Source organism: Roseovarius sp. MBR-51, assembly GCF_053628575.1.
This window is the reverse complement of the sequence record NZ_JBRJGQ010000017.1, coordinates 14,874-38,680: the sequence shown is the minus strand read 5'-3', so window position 1 is coordinate 38,680 and position 23,807 is coordinate 14,874. Positions and strand designations below refer to the sequence as shown.

The following is a 23,807-nucleotide window of genomic DNA, read 5'->3' as shown; positions in this document are numbered from 1 at the left end:
GTTTTCCTTGGTCCGATAGGGAATTTCAGCGTTGCGATTTTACTAGCACGTTGCGCGCCAGAGTTTCCAGCGCTGCCCGCAATCCGTCATCCGCAACAGGCGCGGCAAGGCTTGTGGCGGCCTTTAGCGTTTCGGCGGGAAATGAGGGTTGAGTTTTGACCTTTGCCCGGTGATTGAAATCCACATGCCCTTCGGCAAACCCGACAGGGGCCGTCTGAGTGATCCGAATACGGGCGATTGCGTTGTAGCCATAGACGGCATTGACCCGTTCCCGCAGCTTTTCCTTCTGCATCTCCAGCATCGGGGCCTGCGCGCCGGTCGTTAGCAGCGTCAGCGTTGCCCCCATCCCCTGTCGCGCATAAGATACTTCGACAGGTCGGGCGATAGCGGCGATGTCGTCGCCAACCACTTCGGCCCAATGGGTCAAGAGCCGCGATTGCGCAAAGCCACGCGTTTCAGAGGCGCGGCGGATGCTGGTTTGCAACAGCGCCGAGGTGCGTTTGAAACCGTATGTCGTTGCCTTGCGGCTGGTCATTGTTGGCACTCTCCTCACTGGCGCTAACTTATGCCATGTGTCAGGGGATGCCAGACCTGATTGTGATGCTGGGGGATAAACTATGCGTTATGAGGCCGACGCACAGACGTTGCTGGCTTGGTATGACACACATGCCAGAGATCTGCCGTGGCGTGTCAGCCCGTCCGCGCGCAGCGCTGGCATCTGCCCCGATCCCTATCGCATCTGGCTAAGCGAAGTCATGCTGCAGCAGACTACTGTGGCGGCAGTACGGGAGTATTTCATCCGGTTTACCACACTCTGGCCCACAGTGGCCGATCTGGCGGCCGCACAAGATGGGCAGGTCATGGGGGAATGGGCAGGTCTCGGTTACTACGCTCGGGCCCGTAATCTCTTGAAATGCGCGCGCGCTGTTGTCACAGATCACCAAGGGCACTTTCCTGCCACCGTAGAGGAACTGCGTGCCCTACCGGGGATCGGACCGTATACTGCGGCGGCGATTGCTGCGATTGCCTATGACCGACCAGCAGTGGTGGTCGATGGGAATGTCGAGAGGGTGATGGCACGCGTGTACGACATTCACACACCCCTGCCCGCAGCCAAGCGAGAACTGACAGAAGCTGCCGCACGCCTCACCCCACAGACCCGGCCCGGCGATTATGCGCAGGCGGTAATGGATCTCGGCGCCACCGTTTGCACGCCGAAGTCTCCTGCCTGTGGGATATGTCCTTGGATGACGGCCTGCGCTGCGCGCAAAGCAGGGACAGCGCCGGACTTACCTAAAAAGCTGCCCAAGGTGGCCAAACCGGTGAGGCTCGGATACGCCTATGTGGCGCAGCGCCAAGATGGCGCTTGGCTCGTGGAACGCCGCCCCGACAAAGGACTGCTCGGCGGTATGCTCGGCTGGCCCAGTAGCGACTGGCACGATGCTCCGCCCCCTGCTCCGCCCATAGACGCAGATTGGATCCAGGTTGACGCCGAGGCACGTCACACGTTTACTCACTTTCATCTTCAACTGACTGTGCTCATCGCGCGCCTGCCCCACGATGCGCAGCCGGATCGAGGCGATTTTCTGCCCGCAACAGCCTTTCGCCCCTCAGAGTTACCCACCGTCATGCGAAAGGTATTTGACCTCGCGCATGCTGCATTGAAAGATATGGCGTGATACACGTCCGAAACGTCTAAGGAATGGTCTATGGTCCCCGCGGCTGAGGTTGCCCAACTGCATCGCGCATTGCCCTTTTGGATGTCGCTGCTTCTACTGCCAGTGGCGTTGCTGGGGGCGCTCCACGGCGGTTGGACTGTGCTTTTGCTGCCGCTGACAACTTGGTATTTCTTTTCTATCCTTGATGCCTTTCTCGGGCTCTATACCGAGAATGCCGATCTTGAGACACGCGAGGAGCAACTGACCTCGTATCGCGTCATCACCCTGATCTGGGCGCCCTTGCAATTCGGCCTGCTCTTTTGGCTGATCTGGTATGTCACCGGCCCCGGAGACGCGCATCTCAATCCGCTGGAAACCATCTTGCTCTTCTTTGGCGTGGGGGTGATCACCGGCACAGTGGGTATCAATTATAGCCACGAACTCATGCATCAGAGAAACCGGGGCGAGCGATTTCTGGGCGATGTGCTTTTGGCCATGGTGCTCTATTCGCATTTCCGCTCTGAGCATCTTTTGGTGCATCACCGCTACGTGGGCACCCCCCGCGATCCGGTCACGGCGCGCTATAATGAAGGGTTTCACCGCTTTTTCCCGCGCGTGCTGCGGCAGAGCTGGCACTCAGCGTTTCAGGCCGAAGCCGATATGCTGGCCCGCCGCAATCTGCCTTGGCACGATCTCAAAAACCCGTTCTTCAAGTATTGGGCGCTGCAAGTGTTCATGGCCCTTCTCGCCGGATTGATCGGCGGCTGGATCGGATTGGCGCTCTTTGTCTGGCAGGCTTTCGTCGCAATCTGGCAGCTTGAGTTGGTGAATTACATCGAACATTACGGGCTCACGCGCAAACATCTGGGTGGCGGTAAGTATGAGCATGTCCAGCCGCGCCATAGCTGGAACGCGGCGCACAGGGCGTCGAACTGGCTGCTGATCAACCTGCAACGCCATTCGGATCATCATTTCAAACCCGATCGCAGATTTCCGCTCTTGCAGAACTACACCGAGGCGGACGCGCCGCAATTGCCCTATGGCTATCCGGTGATGACCATGGCCGCCATGGTCCCGCCCATTTGGCGGCGGGTGATGAACCCCCGAGTGCGCCGCTGGCGCGAGATGTATTACCCAGAGATCAACAATTGGCGGCCCTATAATCGGGCCAGCAATCCTATGCCGAGATAGGGGGCGCATCATCACTAGTGAATCCGCACGGGCACAACCAATAGCTCTAGAAAATCTCCCCCATCACGCCGCGACCTGCTCGAGCAAATGCCCCGTCTTCACATAGATCAGACAGCCCTCATCGGAATAGGGTTTATGCTCTGACAGATGCGGGCTGCGGACCCAGCTTCCCGCCGGATAACTGCCATGCTCATCCGCAAAGGTGCCTTCGATGACAAAAATCTCTTCGCCGCCCCAATGCCGATGCGGCGTGAACAGCGTGCCGGGGGCCCAACGCACCAACGCCACATTCTCATTCACCGCCGTATGCAGCGGCAGCACGCTCAACCCCTCGACCAGACCGGGGCGAAAATCGGCGCTCTTTGTGTCGATATGGAATTGCTCGGTATCCGACGGATCGAACTGGTAGAGCTTGACGAGGATCGTGCAGCCTTCCTTGGTATGCGGCTTGTGGCGTGTGCCAATCGGATTGCGCACATAGGATCCCGCTGGATAGTCGCCGCTCTCGTCAGAAAACACCCCCTGCAGCACCAAAAATTCCTCGCCACCGCCGTGGGTATGGGCGTCGAAATACGACTCGGGCGCGAACCGCACGAGTGTGGTCGCGCGCGCCACCTCATCACCGATCCGGTCCAGCATCATCCGCTCGACCCCGGTGGCCGGCGACTGCACCCAATCATAATCCTCTGGCCTGACTACGACACGTTCGGAAAAATCTGCATTGATGCGCATTGCGTCTCTCCTGATCTTTGGAAGATGCAGACATAAACCTGCCGGATCAAAGATCAATCTATCTGATGTGCCCGTGCGTCCAATAGAAAACCCCCGCGAGCCTGAGGCTGCGGGGGTTTATCAACCTCATGTCCGGCGATTAGCTGGTCTTTTTGCCCTTGATCGGTGCCCAGATCCGCTTGTTGGTCAGATAGAGCAACACCGAGAGGATGGTCAAAAAGATCACGCCGCTCAGGCCCGCATGCTTGCGCGCCATCATCTTGGGCTCGGCCGTCCACATCAGGAACGCCGCGACATCCTCGGCCTGCTGTTCCAGCGTAGCCTCGGTGCCGTCGTCATATTCCACATCGTCGCCCCAGAGCGGCTGCCCCATGGCGATCCAGCTACCGGGGACCGTGTGATGCCCATGCTCGTCCTTGCACTCTGCGGGATAGCCACCTGCGGTAAAGGCCGCGTTATACGAGCCGGTGAAATCCTCCGGCGCACATTCCGGTGCCTCGTGATAGCCGGTCATCAGCGAGTAGATGTATTCCGCCCCGCCCATCCCGTTGAAGAGCTGGCTCAGACCAGTGCCATAGGGGCCATGAAATCCGGCCCGCTTCTTGGCCATCAGGCTCAGGTCCGGCGCCCCGGCCGAGGTCACAGCCGGAAAATGGTCGGTCGGCGTGGCCGGACGAAAATCGTCAAGCTCCGGATCGAACACCTCGAACTGCTCGGAATAGGCAAAGACCTGATCCTGGGGCAGGTGCGGCCCGCCCTCATCGCCCAGCGTCCGCAGCGGAACATATTGTAGGCCGTGGCAGGCCGCGCAGACCTGCGTGTAGACCTTCAGACCGCGCTGAAGCTGGTTCTGGTCGAACTTGCCGAACGGACCTTCAAAGGAAAAGGCGACATCCTCGATATGCCCCTCGCCCCCGGCGGCCAACGCGCCGCCGGTCGAGAGGGACAGGGCCACAAGGGCCGCAATGCCTGTTGTCTTGAACATTGTCATCCGTCCTTTCTTATTCGGCGGGCGTTTGGGCCTTGCCATAATGCGCATCGAAATCTTCCTCGATCGTGGCAGGCTGGGCCTCAGGTTTCTCAATCACGCCCAAGAGCGGCAGGATCACCAGGAAATAGGCGAACCAATAGGCCGACGCGATCAGCGAGATGGTCGAATAGGGCGGTTCGGCGGGCATTGCCCCCACCCACATCAGCACGACAAAGTCGATCACCAAGAGCCAGAACCACCACTTGAACATCGGACGATAGCGGCCCGACCGCACCGAAGAGGTATCCAGCCAGGGTGCCAGCGCCATCACCGCAATGGCACCGAACATCGCCAGCACGCCAAAGAATTTGGCATCCACGATACCACCGGTGATCCAGTTGGCGAACATCACCACCCAGACATCGGCAGTAAAGGCCCGCAGGATCGCGTAGAACGGCAGGAAGTACCATTCCGGCACGATATGCGCGGGCGTGACCAGCGGGTTCGCTTCGATGTAGTTGTCGGGATGCCCGAGGTAGTTGGGCATAAAGCCGACAACCGCAAAGAACACCACCATGATCACCGCAAGAGCAAAGAGGTCCTTGATCACGAAATACGGCCAGAACGACACAGTATCGCGCTCGGCGTCGGCCTTGGAGGTGCGGCGCACGTCAACACCGGTAGGGTTGTTGTTGCCCGTGGTGTGGAACGCCCAGATATGCAGCGCCACCAGCGCCGCAATTACGAACGGCAAGAGGTAGTGCAGCGAAAAGAAGCGGTTGAGCGTGGCATTGTCCACCGCCGGCCCACCCAAGAGCCACGTCTGGATCGAGTCGCCGATGAACGGGATCGCGCCAAAAAGACCGGTGATCACCGTTGCCCCCCAGAACGACATCTGGCCCCAAGGCAGCACATAGCCCATGAACGCCGTGCCCATCATCGCCAGATAAATCAACATGCCGATGATCCACGTCACCTCACGCGGGGCCTTGTAAGAGCCATAATAGAGACCGCGGAAGATGTGTAGATAAACCGCGACAAAGAACAGCGATGCACCGTTCATATGCAGGTAGCGGATGAAATGGCCACCGTTCACGTTGCGCATGATATGCTCGATGCTGGCAAAGGCCAGATCGACATGTGGCGTGTAATGCATCACCAGAATGATGCCGGTGACGATTTGCAGCACCAGACAGAACGTCAGAACGATCCCCCAGATCCACATCCAGTTCAGGTTCTTGGGCGTGGGGATCATGATGGTGTCATAGAGCAAGCCGACGATGGGAAGGCGCGAATGAAGCCATTTCTCGCCGCCCGTCTTGGGCTCGTAGTGATCGTGCGGAATTCCGGACATTTGCGCGTTTCCTTATCCCAGTTGGATCGTGGTTTCGTCGATGAAAGAAGCGACGGGAATCCACAGGTTCTCAGGCGCCGGACCCTTGCGGATACGGCCTGCCGTGTCGTAATGTGATCCGTGGCAGGGGCAGAACCAGCCGCCAAAATCCCCCGAACCGTCGCCGATGGGCACACAGCCCAGATGGGTGCAGACCCCGATCATCACCAGCCATTCGCCCGCCTCGTCCAGCGTGCGGTTCTGGTCCGACGCATCAAGCGCCATGTCGTTGCGGTTCTGTGCATTCTGGTCCGGCAGTTCCGTCAACTCAACGGCACGGGCGGCTTCGATCTCTTTTTCCGTGCGGCGACGGATAAACACCGGCTTGCCAAGGAACTTGACGCTGATCTGCGTGCCGGGCTCAACACCCGAAACATCGACGCGGATCGAGGACAGGGCCTGAACATCCGCCGAGGGGTTCATCTGGTTGACGAGCGGCCAGATGGCCGCGCCTGCGGTCACGGCACCCGCGCCAGCGGTCGCATAATAGAGGAAATCCCTCCGGGTGCCTTCGTGATCTTCTGCGTGGGACACGAGAAATACTCCCTATATATCAGTGCCGCAATCGGCCTCATACGGTGTTAGGCCTCAGGATTCCCAAAGCCAGCATGTGCGGCTATTTAGCGGGGCTTTGGGGGGCCGTCCAGCCTGCATTAGCCCTAGATTTCGTCAGAGCGCGCATCTGTCGCGCCTGACGGTGGTCAGGTGCTTGACCAAGCGGCACCAATGGTGCGACCTGATCGGCCCACCCAGCTCAGACAGGGGCCGTTTCTAACATGCTCTCGCGCGCGCTCATCTTGGCATACCACGCCTCCAGCGCCGGATGCCCCACCCGCCAGCCGCGCGCGTCATGGCGGAAATCGAGATAGCCCAGCGCACAGCCCAGCGCGATATGGCTCATGTCGAGCGGCCCCGCGAGATGGCTCATCCAGCGCGCCTCAACGGCATCCAGCGCCCGCGCCGCCTTGGCCCACTGCCCCTCGACCCAAGGCGCATAGCGCATGTCCTCGGGCCGGAACCGCGCCTCATAGGTCATCGCCAGCGCCGCCTCCATGATCCCTTCGGCAATCGCCTCCAGCGTCAGCACCTCCCAGAGCCGCGCCTCGGGATAGAACCGCCCGCCCGCCTGCTGATCCAGATAACGGGTGATCACCCGGCTGTCATGGATCGCGGGACCGTCCAGCCGCACCAAGGCCGGGATCTTGCCCAGCGGATTGGCCGCCGCCGCCTGTGGATCGGTCTCGAGCGGCGTGGTGGTCACATCGACCACCTCGACCTGATCGGCCAGACCGCTTTCCAGCAAGAGCACACGCACCTTGCGGACAAAGGGGGACAAGGGCGAGGAAATAAGTTTCATGGCGCGCTCCGCTATCTGTTCGGCGCGACCCTAGGCCCAGCCCCCGGCGCTGTAAAGCCGCTCACGCGGGCGGCGCGCGCATCCACTCCGCCAGAAGGTCAGTCTCTTGCCCCTGCTCTGCCGGACCCAGATGATCGGCGGCGCGCAGGCGCACCTCCTCGGGCTTGTTCTGCCCCAGTTTCCAGGTGCCTGCGATTTCTTCCACTTGCATCGCACAGGGCACAATCTGCCGCATCATACGCTCCAGCACCTCGGGCGTCATCTTTTCGGCCCGCCATTCCGGCTTGGGCGCAAGCCGCGCCTCGAACTCCGCCGATTGCCGGTCGAGGAGGTCGCGCATCCCCTCTTGCGGCTGCAACGTGACCTCGCCCACCAGATGCACCGCGACATAGTTCCACGTTGGCACTTGATCCTCGACCCCATACCAATCGGGTGAGACATAGGAATGCGGCCCCTCTATCGCCAACCGCGCCTTGAGCGGCCCAGTCAAAAGCCGCGCGATGGGATTAGAGCGCACCAGATGAAACTCGGCTCGCGTCCCATCCGCATTCAAGAGAAAAGGAATATGGCTCATCAATGGCCCCTCGGGGCTAGAAACGGCCAGTATCCCGAACCCGCGCGCGCGGGCAAATTCCAGATTGCGCGCGGCGGTGGCCTGACGAAAGGCGGGATTGGGATGCATGGCCCTATTCCCCGCGCCGGGGACAGAGAACATCCTCGACCGCCTTTGCCACCCGCAACAACCGCTCCTCGCCATAGGGCTGCCCACAAAGCATGAGACCGCAGCTTGCCACCCCCGTGGGCAGCGTCACGGCACAGAGCCCCAAGAGATTGCCCACCCGCGTATTGCGCAAGGTGAGCAGGTTCTCGGTCACGTAATAGTCCGGGTCCGCCAAGAGCCGCGCCTGATCGGGCGGCAGATTGGGGGCCGTGGGCATGAGCACCGCATCATAGCCCGCCACCCGCGCATTCCATGCTGCACGCAGCGCCTCAAGCTTGCGCCAACCCGCCACGTAATCGGCGGCACTGATGTCCTTGCCACTGCGAAACCGCTCCAGAATCGGCGCAAACATCTTGTCCGGGGCCGCCTCGATCACCTCGCGCCAGAGCCCATAGGCCTCGCCCGTAAAGAGCACCGGCGAGAGCGGCAGCGCCTCGGCCACCTCAGACGCCTCGATCTCGTCGATCACCGCGCCTGCATCCCGCAGCGCGTCGAGCGCTAGCGCATGCGCGCGCGCAGGCTCGGGCCGGATATCCTCCATCACCGACGTCCGCAGCACCGCAAACCGCAGCCCCGCCAAGGTCGCCCCGCGCAAATCCGCCGCCTTGCCCCCCTCAAGCGCCGCCAGCATCAGCGCGCAATCCTCGACCGACCGCGCCAACGGCCCCACCGTGTCGAACCGCAGGCAGAGCGGCACTACCCCTTGCAACGACACCCGTCCCGCCGTGGTCTTGAGCCCGACCAGATCATTCCACGCCGACGGGATTCGCACCGACCCGCCCGTGTCCGACCCAATCCCGCAGGCGGCCAGATCAAAGGCCACGCTCGCCGCCGCCCCCGAGGATGATCCGCCGGGCACAGCACCTGCGTTGTTCACACACGGCGGCGTCGCCGTCACCGGGTTGAGGCCCAGACCGGAAAACGCCAATTCGCTCATATGCGTCTTGCCAAGGCACACCAGCCCCGCCGCCGTGCCATTGCGCAGCACTTCGGCATCGCGATCCGGCACCCGGCCCCGGAGCAGCGCCGAACCCGCCTCGGTTGCCACACCCGCACTGTCAAAGAGGTCTTTCCAACTGACCGGCACCCCGTCGAGCAGGCCCAGACGCTGCCCCGCCTTGGCCCGCGCCGCCGCTGCTGCCGCCTCGACCCGCGCGCGGCTCTCAGTCACGGCACTGTAGATGCGGTCACGCAATGGATGGGCGGTGATCGCCGCCAGATAGGTCTCACACAGCGCCTCGGGGTCGATCTCGCCGCGCCCAATGCCGCGCCCCAGATCGCCCGCCGTCATCTTGAGCCAGTCCTGCATCCCGTCCCCCTTTCGCTTCAAAAACCATTGCTAGCGGCAGAGCGGCGCATGGACAATCCCGCGCGCACGCACATATTGGGCACATGACACATGACAGCGACCTTCTCATCGTCGGTGGTGGCCTCAACGGTCCCGCACTCGCCCTTGCCGCCGCAGAGGCGGGGCTTTCCAGCACGGTGATCGACGCCCTGCCCGAACCCACCCGCAAGAACGCGGCCTTCGACGGGCGCGCCTATGCCTTGGCGCTCGCCTCGGTGCGGCTCTTGCAGAATCTCGGGATCTGGCACCGCGTGGCCGAAAACGCCCAGCCGATGCTGGAAATCAAGGTCTCGGACGGGCGCGCCGGCGAGGGGCCATCGCCCTTTTTCCTGCATTTCGACCATGCCGAAATCGAAGAAGGCCCGATGGGTCATATGCTAGAGGATCGCTACCTCCGCCGCGCCCTGATCGAGGCCATGGCAGAGCAACCCCTGATCACCCAAGTTTCCAACGACACGGTCACAGCGCAAAAAAGCGACGCCACCGGCGTCACCGTCACGCTCGCCTCGGGCAAAACCCTCACCGGGCGGCTTCTCATCGGGGCCGATGGGCGCGCCTCGGGAACGGCCGCGCGCGCAGGCATCCGGCGCATCGGCTGGGGCTATGGCCAAACCGCCCTTGTCGCCGCGATCGAGCATGAGTTGCCGCATCACGGCATCGCGCATCAGTTCTTCATGCCCCCCGGCCCGCTTGCCATCCTGCCCTTGCCCGGCAATGTCAGCTCGATTGTGTGGTCTGAAACAGACGCCACCGCCGCCCGCTTCGCCGCCCTTCCCGATGCCGACTTCATGGAGGTGCTGCGCCCGCGCTTTGGCGATTTTCTGGGCGCGATCAAACTGCGCGGCGCGCGCTACACCTATCCGCTCAGCCTGACGGTGGCCAACAGCTTTGTCGCCGACGGGCTCGCCCTGATCGGCGACGCCGCCCATGGCATGCACCCGATTGCCGGACAGGGGCTGAACGCGGGCTTGCGCGATGTCGCCGCCTTGGCGCAGGTGATGACCGAGGCCGCGCGCCGGGGCGAGGATATCGCCGCGCCTGATGTGCTTGCCCGCTACCAGCAATGGCGGCGGTTCGACACCGCGACACTGGCCCTGGCCACCGATCTCACCAACCGGCTTTTCTCCAACGACAACCCGCTCCTGCGCGCCGCCCGCGACCTCGGCATGGGAGCAATCAGTCATGTCTCTGGACTGCGTCGCGGCTTTATCCGCGAGGCAGCAGGCCTCACGGGAGATTTGCCGGAGTTGATGAAAGCCTAATCACAGATCGAACCGATAGAAGTTTGGTATGGCCCGGCTTCGGTCAACAGACTATTGGCACTCCTCCCCTTTTTAGAGGGGTGAATTGGCAGCACTTACGCGGCCACCGCTTGTAGCATAATCAAGCTGCGCCGCGAAACTGAGCGCTCGAACGCGGCACTTGGGCGTTTATTAAGCATGCCCTTTGCATTGCGCCGCATTCGTTTCACATGTCACAGGAACTGGAAATCGTCCACTGTCAGTTGCGCCGCGGTGATCCCCTCAACGAGGATCGTGTTGCCGTTGACGGTCATTTGCGCGCCCGCTGCGGTGTCGATGATATTCATCGCCGCCACGAATCCAGCCAGACCATTGCCACCGTTGGTGATATTCTCAACGCCGGTGTCGGGATCGAACCGCCGGATGAAGAAGCTGTCCACGCCGTCCTCGAAATCGGTGATCACATCCGCCTCGCCGTTGAAGAAGGACGAGAACACGAATTGATCCGCGCCTGTGCCACCAGTGATCACATCGTTGCCAGCACCCGCGTTGATCGTATCGTTGCCAGCCCCGCCGTCGATGGTGTCGTTGCGCCCACCCCCCGCGAGAAAGTCATTGCCGTCGCCTCCAAAGACGCTGTCATCGCCCTCGCCAGCCCCAACCTGATCATTTCCGGCACCGGCATCAATCGTGTCCTGCCCGGTGCCGCCGCCGATGTCATCAGCCCCAGCGCCGCCAAAAATCAGATCATTGCCGAAACTGCCGGACATGCTGTCTGCGCCATCGCCGCCCTCGAGCGTGTCATTCCCGGCACCGCCTGCCACCACGTCATTGCCAGCACCGCCCGACACGGAATCGTCGCCAAAGCCCGACCCCATGACATCATCTCCGTCTCCGCCAATGATCGTGTCGTTGTCGATGCCACCGCCCACGCTGTCATTGCCAGCGCCCGCATCCACGAAATCATTGCCATCCGAGGCAGAAATATTGTCATTCCCACCACCTCCTTCGACACTGTCATCCCCATCGCCACCAGCAATAGTATCGTCTGAGTCACCGCCAATAAGCGTATCGTTTCCACCCAACCCCTCTAGAAGAGTGCCTAAAGGACCTGCAACAATGACATCGTTTCCTGCTGTTCCAGGTAGCGGAGCAACCAACGAGGCCGAAGAAATCAGCATTTCATTTGTGCCTTCGCCATCCGTGTAGGTGACCTGAACGGCAATCTCAGATCCGATGTCGAGTGTGAGGAGCGTGTAGGATTCGTCGGTCTCCGCGCCGATGGCCTGGCCATTGCGCAACCACTGAAAACTGAATGGTCCCAAACCGTCTGCGTCTGCGACCGACGACGTATTCGCTGTCAGGATTGCCTCAATCTCAGGATTGCCACAATCACGCTTACGTGATACTTTGAAGGCATTCGTTTTGAATTTATGACAAACTTTGAAGCTTGATATTTCTGGGGAAAGTAAGGGGAGTTGGGGTATAATATGCCAAGCATTTCTGTGGCATTCGTTGATGATCATCCGGTTTTCTTGACCGGAGTATGTCAGCTTTTTTCGGCCCTTGAGGACTTTACTGTTGTCGCCTCTGGCAAAACAGCCCAGGACATTGTCAAGATTGCAAGATCAGTCAAGCCTGACATCATCGTAATCGACTTGAACATGCCCGGTGTCATCATCGAGGCGATTGCAAAGGTTGCGACGGAACATTCCCATACAAAAATGGTGGCCTTCACAGCATCAAGCAGTAAGGACACAGCAATCTCCGCGCTGGAGGCGGGCGTTCTTGGATATGTTTTGAAGGGTAGCACGCTCGAAGAGTTGGCCGATGCCGTCCGACAGGTTCATATGGGGGATACGTATCTGTCGCCGAGCGTCTCCGCGAATGTCGTAGCTGGGCTTAGGCAACAAGCCCGCTATCGCACCATGGAGCGTGTCCGGTTCAGCAAGCGAGAGGAAGATGTCCTTCGACTACTGCTAAGAGGCTCGACAAACCGCGAGATCGCCGATGCGCTGTCGCTGCAAGAGAAGACGGTCAAACATTACATGTCCGTGCTGATCCAAAAGCTTGATGTCCGCAACCGGGTTGAAGTCGTTCTTGCCGCGCAACAGCTTGCAAGCAGTGGGGCACTTATTCGCACATCCCAAATGAACTGACAGTCTCCGACGTCGATTTCAGACGGCGCGACCGACTCTGCTGGATCAAATCTGCTGTACGTCATACCGCTCGAGCGTGTTGGTGCATCAAAAGCGACTTAAACGGTCTAAGATTTGTCATCCGGCGATTGTACTGGCAAAGTGACATGAAGCGTGGATGAATCCTCCGCGATAGCGAGGTCAATACTGCCTCCGAATGCGTCGAGCCGACGTCGCATGCCTTGCAATCCCAAATGCCAAGGCGTGACTGAAGGGGTAGATTTTGCGCCCTGCGATTTGCCACCGTAGATGACGATGTCCATGATCGAGCCACTCTGACAAACCTTGACCAGAGGAATTCGGCCTTCACTATGCCGGACGGCATTACTGAGCCCCTCGCACACCACCCGGTAGACACAAATCTTACGGGGAAGATCCAATTTGGCCAGAGGCTCCACGATCGCCGTCTCAACGTCGCCAAACATCAGGGCTTTATGCCGCTCGACGGCCAGCGCAACCACTCCCTTGGCGTCCAGATCCTCAAGCTCGGGTAGGATTAACCCAGCTGAAATAGACCGCAATTCCATCATCACCTGACTGATCAGCCCGCGCATCGACGTCCCATCGGGCATTTCAGCAGGAGTATGCTTGCCCTGCATCAAGGAAACCAGACTGAGCAACTGGATCGGACCGTCATGCAACTCGGCACCTACGAGATTGAGAACCTGTTCGTTGGCCTGTGCGGCGTCAAATCGCGCGCGGTTGGCTTCGCGACGCAACCGATCATTATAACTGACCATTCTGCGCTCGGCGGCCAACAGCGCTTCCAACCGCGAGCTTTGGTTGAAGGTCAGGGCCAGCATTGCCAGCATGCTCAGGGCCGCGAGGATCACAGCAGCCCAAGTCGCCCGTTCGACGAATGTCCGGTCACGCAAGAGCTCGGACGCATCGAGATAGATTTCGCCGACCGCGATCAACGAGCCGTTCTCTGGATCGTGGATCGGTGCGTAAACTTCGAAATATGGATAGGCGAGTGGAAATTCAGGATCAACTTCGCCGTACATCTCAAGTTTCACGACGAATTGGCCCTGAATCGCAACCTGAAGATTCTCCGCCTCGTGATGATCAGCGGTATCGTCTTTGAGTGTCGAGTACAGAAGTGCGCCCTCAAGCGTCCAAACACGCATTACCAGATTCGCATTCTTCTCAGCAACGTAGCTGAAAGCTTGCTCGGAACTGCGGCCTGAGTTGCCGCCGCTCTCAAAGTGGCTCAACGCCAGCGGCGCGAGCAAGTTGTCAATATATGCGCTTCCAACCCGACCGTGCGATTGAACCTGTAGCGAGCGGTACTCGAATATAATGAAGGCCCCGAGCGCAAACATGACGCCGATAACGATCACAGTGAAAATCGCTGCCAGTGGGCTGGGTGCCACATGGAACCAGCCCCGGATGGCGTTCGATGATCCTCTGAAATGATTCGGCGTTTGTTTCTTGTTTTGGGGCATAATGACTTCTGAGGATGTTCGGGGCCACTTAGTGGCACGCCGCGCCAAATAGCAAAAAGGTCACTCAAGTAAGCCTACGCGCGCTTCAGGCGATTACCAATGATTAATCCATAGTTAACCAATTTCTACGCTACGCGCCGCTGCTCACACAATGGACTTTGAACCCAAGTTAATACGGCCTTTGGTCTGAAAATTTCTTCAGCCTTGGTCCCACCCATCCTGCGGGCTTTCGTGCTGGCGAAGCGGCAGACCTCTGCCCGTGGCGAGAAATCGGAAACGGTGAGACCCTTAAGGGGATACCTGGGGGTATTGCCATTAATTTGAGCATACGTATTCCGGCGCTATTGGCCGGCCCCCTAAGCATTGAGAAAAAAGCAAAATCTGCTCGCGCACACAATGCGGCGGGCCACATGGGGAGATGTGTCATGGCTGTTAAACTGAATATCGCGGACCTCGAGTTCTTTCTTCGGCAGGTCAAGATCAGCGAAGCGCATGCGAGCGGAACGCCGCTCACAGAAATCTACGTCGACGCTGACGGCAATGTTGTACCAGAAGGGACACCGGGCGCTGTTCTCGCTATCCCAGAGGCCCTTGTGCCCAACGGTCTGCGCACTGTCGACGGCAGATACAACAATCTGATTGAGGGTCGCGAAACATGGGGTGCCGCAGATACTCCCATGCCGCGGCTTCTGAGCCAAACCTTCCTCAACGATCAGGATGGCGACGAGATGCCGCTCGGTGCGCCTGGCGGGCCGCTTGTCACTAACACGGACTATGGCGTGATCGGCACACCGTCGGGCACCAACGGAGGGCACACCGGCAACGTAGCCGATGCCGATCCGCGGATCATATCTAACCTCGTTGTCGACCAAAGTACGGCGAACCCGGCCGCGGTCGAGGCATGGTTTGCGAATGACGCCGCACTGGCTGCGTTCCACGAACGCTATGGCGAAGATGCAATTCCAATTCGCCCCGGCGAAGGCCCCGAGGCCTTGGAACTCTTGAACACAAGTTTCGAAGATCAAGCGCTCGTTGATGGCGCACCCGGGGTTACATCGAATCCGCTTGGCAATTTCACCACAACTGCGCCCAGTGATTGGACGATTACTGGAGGATCGGGGGGGCTGTTTGCACCAGTTGACAGCGTGAGTTCAACCGCTGGCCATCCGGGTCCAAACGTTGCGTGGCTGACCGGTGGTGCCACACTGTCTCAGGACAGCGGTACTCTGACCGAGGGCGCAAGCTATCAACTGAGCTTGAGCGTCGGAGATCGCACGGACCAGGTATGGTCCGGCGGCACCGCCCGGCTGGTTGCCGTAGGCGCTGGCGGCGTGACCACGGTCATTTCTTCCGTTACCCTTCCAGAACCCGCAGATGGGCAATGGGCCGATCTGACGCTAAATTCCGGTCCGATTTCTGCAGGTCTTGCGGGCCAGACGCTGCGTGTCGAGGTTCAGCAAACCGGCGGCTCACAGGTGCTGGTGGACAATGTTTCGCTGTCGACCTCGAACGGCAACGAGATTGAGATCGACAACATCGACCTTGCAACCCTTCCCAATATTGCACCCGACGACGGCATCTCGGCCCCATTCAACGCCTGGATGACTTTCTTCGGCCAGTTCTTCGACCATGGCCTTGATCTGATCACCAAAGGTGACAACGGAACGATCTTCATTCCCCTGGAGGCAGATGATCCGCTTGTTCTGGGGGCAGACGGCATCGCTGGCACCGCCGACGATCTTCCGAACCATCTGCGGTTTATGGCCCTCACACGGTCGACGCCCGTTGACGGACCCGGCGCCGATGGAGTGCTGGGTACAGCAGATGACACGCAGCATGAGGGGCAGAACACCACCACGCCCTTTGTTGATCAAAACCAGACCTACACGTCGCACGCCTCGCATCAGGTGTTCCTGCGCGAGTATGCATTTGATACCAATGACAACCCGGTCTCAACTGGCAAGCTTTTGGACGGCGCAAATGGCGGAATTCCGACCTGGGCGGAAGTCAAGGCGCAGGCGCGCGATTTGCTCGGGATTGAGCTGACCGATGGCGATGTCCTGAACATCCCACTTTTGCGGACAGATGACTATGGCGAATTCATTCGCGGTCCCAACGGACTGCCTCAGATCGTGGTGGGTATTGGCGCGGATGGCATTCCGAATACTGCTGACGACGTTGTAGTCGAAGGGAACTTAGCAGTCCCCGTAAATACATTCACGGCAGGCGCGATCCGCATCGGGCATGCGTTCTTGGATGATATCGCACATGCAGCAAACCCGTTCGACTCGCAGACCGGTCTGCTCAAAACTGCAGACGACGACTCTGCGGTAGGTCTCTCCGATAGTGTCAGCACCGCCGGAACCTATGACAATGAACTGCTCGACCGCCATTTCATCACCGGTGATGGACGGGGCAATGAGAATATCGGCCTGACAGCAGTTCACCATGTCTTTCACTCGGAGCACAACCGTCAGGTTGAGGCGCAAAAGAAGACCATTCTGGACTCAGGCGATATTGATTTTATCAACGAATGGCTCCTTGTCGATCTCGCGGCGGGCGATCCAATTCCAACCGATCCCACGGCATTGACCTGGGATGGCGAACGCTTGTTCCAAGCTGGGCGTTTTGCGACCGAAATGCAGTATCAGCACCTTGTCTTCGAAGAGTTCGGACGCAAGATCCATCCGAACATCGATCCCTTCGTTTTCAACGCGGTCACGGACATCAATCCGTCGATCTTTGCCGAATTTGCCAATGTCGTCTATCGGTTCGGGCACTCGATGCTGACCGAGAACATGCCGCGTGTCTTGGTTGACGAGGTGACAGGAGAGGTGACCACCGACAACATGGGCCTCATTGCGGCCTTCCTCAATCCCATTGCCTATGACAACAATGGCGCGATGAGTGCAGACGAGGCCGCCGCCGCCGTGATCCTCGGGATGACGACCGAGCGCGGCAGTCAAATCGACGAATTCATCGTACCGGCCCTGCGCAGCAATCTGCTTGGATTGCCGCTCGACCTTGCTGCGATCAACATCGCGCGAGGCCGCGACACCGGCATTCCCTCGTTCAACGATGCGCGGGCGGAGCTTTTTCAACAGACCAATTCTGTTTGGTTGAAACCCTACGAAAACTGGGTCGAGTTGGCGGCCAACCTAAAGACACCAATGACGATCGTGAACCTGCTGGCGGCCTATGGAACGCATGCGACTATCCTCGCCGCAACCACGCTTGAAGAGAAACGTGATGCCGCGTTTGATCTCGTGTTTGGTGGTGGGGCCGTTTCGGATGCTGAACGCTTTGACTTCCTGCTAGGGCGCAACGGTTGGACGTCTGACACCAATGGCCTGAACACCATTGATCTCTGGGTCGGTGGTTTGGCCGAAAGGATCATGCCGTTCGGCGGCATGCTTGGGTCGACGTTCACCGCGATCTTCGAAGCACAGATGGAGGCGCTTCAGGACGGAGACAGGTTCTATTATCTCACACGGACCCAAGGGCAGAACTTCCTCAACGAACTCGAAGAGAACTCGTTCTCGAAGATGCTTCTGGCCAACACCAGCTTGTCTGATCCGGGCGCAGACGGTATCCGCGGAACCGAAGACGACGTTGTGCGCCACCATATTGGCGTGGATTCCTTTACGCGCTACGACTTCGTCTTGGAAGTCAATCAGGCCAACCAGTTGATTGATGATCCTGTGGGGAACGATCCGGTGCTCGAAGGCCTTGGCATGGGCAAGGTCGTGCGGGATGATCCCACAACAAGCGACGTCGAAACCAACTACATTCGCGTCACCGGAGGAGAGCATCTCGCGGTGGGCGGCACCAACGGCAACGACACCATCATCACCTCTGACGGTGACGATGGAATCTGGGGGGATGACGGCGACGATTTCATCGAGTCCGGGTTTGGCGTTGATCTTGTCAACGGCGGCGGGGGCAATGACATCATCCTGGACGCTGGCGATGAAGGCGACTTCCTCAAGGGCGAAGGTGGCGACGACGTTATGGCCTCTGCGAACGGACTTGACGTTCTGATGGGCGGTACGGGCAAGGATGTCATCTTCCTCGGGGTCGACTCGTCGGATGTCTTCGGGGGGTCCGGGGACGACTTCATCATGGGTGGAGCCGGCGCTGACTTCTTGTTGGGCAACGAAGGTGACGACTGGATGGAAGCCGATGGCGGCTTTGACACCACCGCCGGCGATAACTCCGAACTGTTCTTCAATAGTAAGATTATCGGTCATGACGTGATGTTCGCGGGATCTGACGAGCATGATTTCGACGCCGAATCCGGTGACGACATCATGGTCCAAGGCGAGAGCGTGATGCGCAACGAGGGCATGTTCGGGTTTGACTGGGTCTCGTACAAGGGCGTGGCGGTCGACGCATATGCCGACATGCGCATCAAGATCTTCACCACCGAACAGGAAGATATCCTGCGCAATCGCTTTGACAAGGTCGAGGGATTGTCAGGTTGGCAGATGAACGACACGCTGATCGGTGACGACCGCGTTGCGCCCGGAACCGGAGAGGGCGCGGAAGGAGAACTCTTCAACGATGGGCTTGATCAGGCGGGCATTGACCGGATTGATGGCCTTTCGGATCTCGTCTCGCTCTTGAACGGCGAGGAGTTCTGGGAAAATGGTAACATCATCATGGGCGGTGGTGGCTCTGATCTGATCACCGGCAATGGCGGCGACGATATCATCGACGGTGACCGCTGGCTGAATGTGCGCATTCGTATCACCGGCGATCCGAATGACGAGAATACCGCAGCGAACGAAATTGCGACGGTCGATACACTCCGGCATATCTTTACCGCAGAGGATGGGGTGGACCCTGCCTGGGTAGGACAAAGCCTGTTTGAACTTCTGGTTTCGCGCACCATCGTGCCGGCCCAGATGAACATCGTGCGCGAAATTCTCGACGGTGGACAAGAGGATGACATCGACATCGCCGTGTTCAGCGATAACCGGGACCAGTACACGATCACCGACCTTGGCAACGATGTGTTTCAGGTGGAACATACCGGGTTTGGCACCAATCCCGCCATCCTGATCGACGACGGTATCGACACCCTTCACAACATCGAGGTTTTGCGCTTTGCGGATGGCGATCTTGCGGTCCCCCGGTCAGCGACAGGAATGCCTGTCATCAACGATCCGACCCCGACCAATGGCCAAGTCTCGCCAGTCGAGGGTCAGCTTCTGACGGTCGATACAAGCGGCATAGCCGACGCGAATGGCCTTGGCGCGTTCAGCTTCCAGTGGCAGTTTCTGGATGGTGCGGTCTGGACCGATATTCCCGGTGCGACCGATGCGACGTTCACGCCGAATGATCCAAACTTCATCCAGCAGCTCTTTGGCGATATCGGCGAGATCGGTCGACAGCTTCGGGTCGAGGTGAGCTTTACAGACGGAGGCGGTACGCTCGAGACAGTGTATTCCGAGCCGACCCTTGCGGTTGCCGAGAATACCGGCGTCACGCTGAATGGGACACTTTTCAATAACAATCTCCTCAATGGTGGCGCCGGCAATGATTTCCTCAACGGTGTAAGCCCGCTCTTCATCGGCGGAAACGACACGCTCAACGGCAACGGTGGCGACGATATCCTGAACGGACAGGCTGGGAATGACGTATTGAACGGTGGAGCAGGCTTTGACCAGTTGGACGGCGGCGGCGGCAATGATGTTCTCAACGGCGGCGCGGATGACGATATCATCATTGCCGGTGCTGGTACTGACACCATTATTCAGGCTTCAACCGATGGCCGCGATGTTGTGGATGGCGGAGGCGGCAACGACACCTTCCGCCTTCAGGGCAACGCCGAAGCTGAAACCTTCACTATCTATGCGATGTCTGGTGGCCAGAACGCTGGCCTGGCGGCCAGCCTCGGGACGTCTTTCCTCGCATCGACAGAGATCGTGATCACCCGCACCGTCGGCACGACGACCACGGTGGTCGCCGAGTTGGACAACATTGAAGAGATCGCTGTCGACACGCTCGCGGTGTCCGCAAATGACGGGAACGGCGTACCAAACGGCGGCGTTGTTGGCGGAGACACGGTCGCGATTGTCGGAAACTTCGTTCCGACGAGTCTCAACTTCAGCACGATCACCGTCAATGGCACGGCTGCCGACGACACTGTCGATATCACTGCTCTGACATCGGCACACCGGATCGTGTTCCGAGGCGAGGGTGGCAACGACACGATCATTGGCACGCTACGGCCACAAGACGTGATCGAACTGCCCGGAATCGGTGATCCGGTCGTGACAGTCAACGAAGACGGCATGGTCACGGTTAGCCGTGGTGGATCGAGTGTCACCTTTGATGGATCGAGCGGATTGCCCGGTGTTGGTGGTGGTACAACGTCCGACGACGACGTCGCCGATGGATCATTCTCGCTGAGCGCCCGCGATCTGGAAGGTCTGAAGAACCTCGTCAACGGTGAGTTGGCCTTTGACGGCGACGATGACACCGAAGAAGCCACCGGCGTCAGAACGCTCAGCGGTGAGGGCAACAATGAGGCCAATCCAGCGTATGGGGCGGCGGGTGAACCTTTCATCCGGTTGACCGAGGCGCGTTACGGCGATCCGGATGAAAATGGGAACCGGCAGATCAACCCGATCTTTGATGGTCTCGATCCGCGTGCAATCTCGAACATTCTCGGCCCGCACGATGATACGACGGCCCCAAATGCGATGAATGCGAGTGCGCTGTTCATGGCCTTCGGTCAGTACTTCGACCACGGGCTCGACTTCATCGCCAAGAACCCCGCCTTCGGCACGATCGAAATTGGAGGGCCAGGTGCGGAACGCAGCCCGACTTCTGACAATCCTGCTGACCTTACGCGCGCAGAAGTCGCGGGCTATGACGAAGACGGAGTGCCGCAACACACCAACATGACGTCGCCCTTCGTCGACCAGAACCAAGCCTATGGCAGTCATGAGCTTGTTGGCCAATTCCTGCGCGAAAGTGATGGCGCACATGGGTTTGGCATGCGGCTTCTGGGGGGCGAAGCCGATCCTTCGGATCCGGCATTCACTCTCTTGCCGACCTTGCGCGATTTGATCCTGCACCATTGGGAGGCGGAAACATACTTTGAGGATCCAGGTTTGCCAGGTGGCGCAGCAAGACTTCAGGACGTTCTTCCGGGTTTGGTCGATGAGATCACCGGGGAGATCAACCCGGACATGGTGCAGGCGCTCGCTGCGGACTTCCTTGGCTCCGGCCAACCTCTACTGCTCGACGCCAATCCGTTCATCGACCTGCTTGATCACCGGATGGCGGGCGATGGCCGCGCGAACGAGAATTTCGCGCTGACATCGGTGCACACAGTCTGGGCGCGGAACCATAACTTCCACGTTGAGAATCTGCTCGCTCAGGGATTTGAGGGAAGTGACGAGGAAATCTTCCAGGCTGCCAAGATGCTCAACGAGAGCGATTATCAGCGCGTTGTGTTCCAAGAGTTCGCGGACAAGCTTCTTGGCGGTTTGCGCAATGCAGACGGTGACAGGGAAGATCACGGCTGGGATGGGTACAATCCCGATGTGGACCCTCGGATCAGTCACGAGTTCGCGGCCGCAGCCTATCGCTTTGGTCACTCGCTGGTCGGTGAGAACCTACAGGTTCAGGGGCCAAATGGGGAACTCATTCAGGTGCCCTTGTACGACGCCTTCCTCAACCCAAGCAATGATCCCTCAGTCTTCAACGGACCACTACCACAAGGTTACGTTCCCGCTCCGGGCTACGCACAATACGGCGTCGCAGCCATTATCGGCGGCACGGCGGTGCAAGCGGCGGAAGAGGTCGATCTCAGGATCGTGGAGGCGATCCGGTCGGATCTCGTTCGGATCAATGCCGACCTCTTCTCCTTCAACGTTGCCCGTGGCTGGGACGTGGGACTTGGGACGATGAACCAAGTTCGCGCTCAGCTCGCGGCTTCGACTGATCCTTATGTTTCACAAGCTGTGGACATGGCGGGCGATCTGTCACCTTACAGCAGTTGGGCGGATTTCCAGGCGCGCAATGACGTGAGCGACGAAGATATGGCGCGGCTGATGGAGGCCTATCCCGACCTCGTGTTGGAGACACCTGCTCAGATTGCCGCCTTTGTCGCGGTGAACCCTGACGTCATGCTTGAGGATGGCGCAAATGGCAGCAAGATCGTCAAGGGCATCGACCGCGTCGATCTGTGGACTGGTGGTCTTGCAGAAAAGCATGTCAACGGCGGGATGGTTGGTCAGACCTTCTGGGTCGTGCTTCATGAACAGCTCGACCGCCTGCAAGAGGGCGACCGGTTCTACTACATCGACCGGTTTGACAACTTCGACTTCTATCAGGAGTTCGGAGAGGACACGAACTTTGCCAGTATTGTCGCTCGAAACACCAGTCTTACGGATATCGACAACAACCTCTTCGATGCCAACGGGATCGACGATGATGATGATGACGCCACAGACGATGACGACGACACTGCCGGTCACGATGACACTGCCGGTGAAGACGACGGCCAGGACGATACTGCCGGTGATGATGACGACGAGGACGTTACTGCCGGTGATGATGACGACGAGGACGTTACTGCCGGTGAGGAGGACGACGAGGACGACGATACTGCCAGTGACGACGACAACGAAGGCGACGAGGACGACGACGAGTCAGAAGACAATGACAGCAACGTGACCCCGCCGCCTCTTGCAGCATCAGGTAATGTGATTGGAACGGCGGCTGCCGACGCGCTCTTTGGCGGTGCCGAAGGGGACAATATTCTGGCCTTGGCTGGACGGGACATGATCTTTGCTGGCGATGGCGACGACAATGTTCTGGCTGGCAGCGGACGGGACATGATCTTTGGCGACGGCGGCAATGACAGGCTCTTCGGTGAAGGCGGTGACGATTTCATTGAGGGTGGGGCTGGCAATGACTTCGCAGTAGGTGGCGCCGGGTCTGATCTGTTCGTGGCAACTGCTAACGATGGTGACGACGTTTATTACGGCGATAACGTCAGCGGCGGATCAGGCACAGATACCCTCGATATGTCGCAGATCACAGCCGATGCCAGCGTTGATCTTGGAAGCGGCGCCGGTGGACGCGGGTATGCGTCAAGTGCTCAATCTGGGAACGACGTGTTGTGGAGTATCGAGACCTTCATCGGGGGTGCGGGTAACGATACCATCACCGCAGGCAGTGCGCAAAACGAGATGGACGGCGGCGTGGGCAATGACGTCTATCGCTTCCTGTCAGCTTCGGATGCCGATGGTGACACGATCAGTTCCTTTGAACCCGGCGACAAGATCGACCTCTCGCAGATCGACGCGAACGGTTCTGGATCTGGCAACGGCACCTTCACACTCGTCTCTGACGCCTTCACAGGCGGCGGTCAGCTCCTCGTGACCCACGAGACCGGTGCAAATGGTGACGTGACCGTAGTTCAGGGCAACATCGAAGGTGATAACGCGCCTGATTTCAGCATCTCGATACGGGGGCGCCACGACCTGACTCAGGACGATTTTCAGCTCTGAGTCAGGCTGACAATAGCTCC

General features: G+C 59.3%; 13 protein-coding genes and 2 pseudogenes. 5 read left to right on the top strand and 10 right to left on the bottom strand.

The features are described 5' to 3' along the window. Positions 1–25: 25 nt before the first annotated feature. Positions 26–535, bottom strand: a complete 510-nt coding sequence (locus ACSSVY_RS19170) for a DUF721 domain-containing protein (RefSeq protein ID WP_454271364.1) — start codon at positions 533–535, stop codon at positions 26–28. Positions 536–617: 82 nt separating this feature from the next. Here ACSSVY_RS19170 and mutY point away from each other — a divergent pair, with 82 nt between their 5' ends. Next, positions 618–1,679, top strand: coding sequence for an A/G-specific adenine glycosylase (mutY, locus tag ACSSVY_RS19165; protein ID WP_454271363.1), 1,062 nt, complete (start codon positions 618–620; stop codon positions 1,677–1,679). 30 nt (positions 1,680–1,709) lie between these two features. Continuing rightward, on the top strand, positions 1,710–2,849 hold the full coding sequence (locus ACSSVY_RS19160) for an alkane 1-monooxygenase (RefSeq protein ID WP_454271361.1): 1,140 nt from the start codon (positions 1,710–1,712) through the stop codon (positions 2,847–2,849). Between the two features lie 63 nt (positions 2,850–2,912). On the opposite strand, the gene ACSSVY_RS19155 is transcribed toward ACSSVY_RS19160, so the two are convergent. The 7 genes from ACSSVY_RS19155 to ACSSVY_RS19125 form a co-directional block, all read right to left on the bottom strand. Further along, a complete protein-coding gene (locus ACSSVY_RS19155; RefSeq protein WP_454271360.1) occupies positions 2,913–3,581 on the bottom strand; it encodes a cupin domain-containing protein in 669 nt (222 codons plus the stop codon). A 139-nt stretch (positions 3,582–3,720) separates the two neighbouring features. After that, positions 3,721–4,572: a cytochrome c1 gene (locus ACSSVY_RS19150; RefSeq protein WP_454271358.1), complete on the bottom strand. Its 852-nt coding sequence runs from the start codon at positions 4,570–4,572 to the stop codon at positions 3,721–3,723. A gap of 10 nt (positions 4,573–4,582) precedes the next feature. Beyond that, positions 4,583–5,905, bottom strand: coding sequence for a cytochrome b (gene petB / locus ACSSVY_RS19145; protein WP_454271357.1), 1,323 nt, complete (start codon positions 5,903–5,905; stop codon positions 4,583–4,585). Positions 5,906–5,917: 12 nt separating this feature from the next. Then, positions 5,918–6,478: a ubiquinol-cytochrome c reductase iron-sulfur subunit gene (petA, locus tag ACSSVY_RS19140; protein ID WP_009817460.1), complete on the bottom strand. Its 561-nt coding sequence runs from the start codon at positions 6,476–6,478 to the stop codon at positions 5,918–5,920. A gap of 220 nt (positions 6,479–6,698) precedes the next feature. Beyond that, positions 6,699–7,301 carry a glutathione S-transferase gene (locus tag ACSSVY_RS19135; RefSeq protein ID WP_454271354.1) on the bottom strand — a complete coding sequence of 201 codons (603 nt, stop codon included), beginning with the start codon at positions 7,299–7,301 and terminating at the stop codon, positions 6,699–6,701. Between the two features lie 61 nt (positions 7,302–7,362). Next, complete coding sequence (locus tag ACSSVY_RS19130) at positions 7,363–7,983, bottom strand: FMN-binding negative transcriptional regulator (RefSeq protein ID WP_454271352.1); 621 nt, start codon at positions 7,981–7,983, stop codon at positions 7,363–7,365. A gap of 4 nt (positions 7,984–7,987) precedes the next feature. Continuing rightward, a complete protein-coding gene (locus tag ACSSVY_RS19125; RefSeq protein ID WP_454271350.1) occupies positions 7,988–9,331 on the bottom strand; it encodes an amidase in 1,344 nt (447 codons plus the stop codon). A gap of 48 nt (positions 9,332–9,379) precedes the next feature. On the opposite strand from ACSSVY_RS19125, the pseudogene ACSSVY_RS19120 reads away from it, so the two are divergent. Next, positions 9,380–10,632 (top strand): annotated as a pseudogene (locus tag ACSSVY_RS19120) (FAD-dependent monooxygenase). A 212-nt stretch (positions 10,633–10,844) separates the two neighbouring features. Here the strand turns inward: ACSSVY_RS19120 and ACSSVY_RS19115 are convergent. Beyond that, a pseudogene (locus ACSSVY_RS19115) lies at positions 10,845–11,699 on the bottom strand (calcium-binding protein); the annotation flags it as partial. 417 nt (positions 11,700–12,116) lie between these two features. Here ACSSVY_RS19115 and ACSSVY_RS19110 point away from each other — a divergent pair. Continuing rightward, the gene (locus ACSSVY_RS19110) at positions 12,117–12,770 is read left to right on the top strand and encodes a response regulator (RefSeq protein ID WP_454271348.1); all 654 of its coding nucleotides are present in this window, start codon (positions 12,117–12,119) and stop codon (positions 12,768–12,770) included. Positions 12,771–12,877: 107 nt separating this feature from the next. Here the strand turns inward: ACSSVY_RS19110 and ACSSVY_RS19105 are convergent, their stop codons facing one another. Beyond that, positions 12,878–14,254: a sensor histidine kinase gene (locus tag ACSSVY_RS19105; protein ID WP_454271346.1), complete on the bottom strand. Its 1,377-nt coding sequence runs from the start codon at positions 14,252–14,254 to the stop codon at positions 12,878–12,880. A gap of 425 nt (positions 14,255–14,679) precedes the next feature. Between ACSSVY_RS19105 and ACSSVY_RS19100 the strand changes: the two genes are divergently transcribed. Beyond that, positions 14,680–23,787, top strand: a complete 9,108-nt coding sequence (locus tag ACSSVY_RS19100; RefSeq protein WP_454271344.1) for a peroxidase family protein — start codon at positions 14,680–14,682, stop codon at positions 23,785–23,787. Positions 23,788–23,807: the final 20 nt, after the last annotated feature.